Source organism: Colwellia ponticola (assembly GCF_005885605.1).
Taxonomy (GTDB): domain Bacteria; phylum Pseudomonadota; class Gammaproteobacteria; order Enterobacterales; family Alteromonadaceae; genus Colwellia; species Colwellia ponticola.
The window spans coordinates 1-481 of sequence record NZ_SZVP01000066.1 but is presented as its reverse complement, the minus strand read 5'-3'; the positions used below and the strand labels follow the sequence as shown (position 1 = coordinate 481).

Here is a 481-nt window from a genome sequence, read left to right as displayed (position 1 = left end):
AGCAGATGGCCGGTGCGCGGGTCGATGGCCAGGGCCGAAAGGTTGCGCATGTCCAGCTCTTTGCTGGCCAGTTTCTGTTTATCGCCGACAAGGGTCTGGCTGCCGTCGCTTTTCCAGGTGAACAACGCCGGCGGCCGCTCTTCTCCCAGCACAAATTGCTGATTGCGCTTGTCCCAGGTAAGCCCCTCGAACGCTTTGTTCTGATCCTTGGACGGGCCCAGGTCATAGCTCGGGAAGTCGGCCTTGTTCAATTGCTGGGTGGCAGCGTCGATCTTGACGATGGTCAGGTTGTGCTGGCGTTCGTCGACCACGGCCATCAGGCCATTTTCCATCACAGTCACGCCTTCCGGGTTGTCCCAGCCATTGAGCGGCATCTTGCGCAATACATCGCCTTGCAGGCTCAGCTCGACAAGGAACGGGTTTTTACCCATGACGGAAAACAGGGTTTTGGTCTGCGGGTTATAGGAGACGTCCGAGGCTT

Annotated in this window: 1 protein-coding gene; it reads right to left on the bottom strand. The window is 58.2% G+C overall.

All coding sequences use genetic code 11. From position 1 onward, the window contains the following. Positions 1-481 (bottom strand): SdiA-regulated domain-containing protein (locus tag FCS21_RS15850; protein WP_171035729.1); only part of this gene is annotated, 481 nt, incomplete at both ends.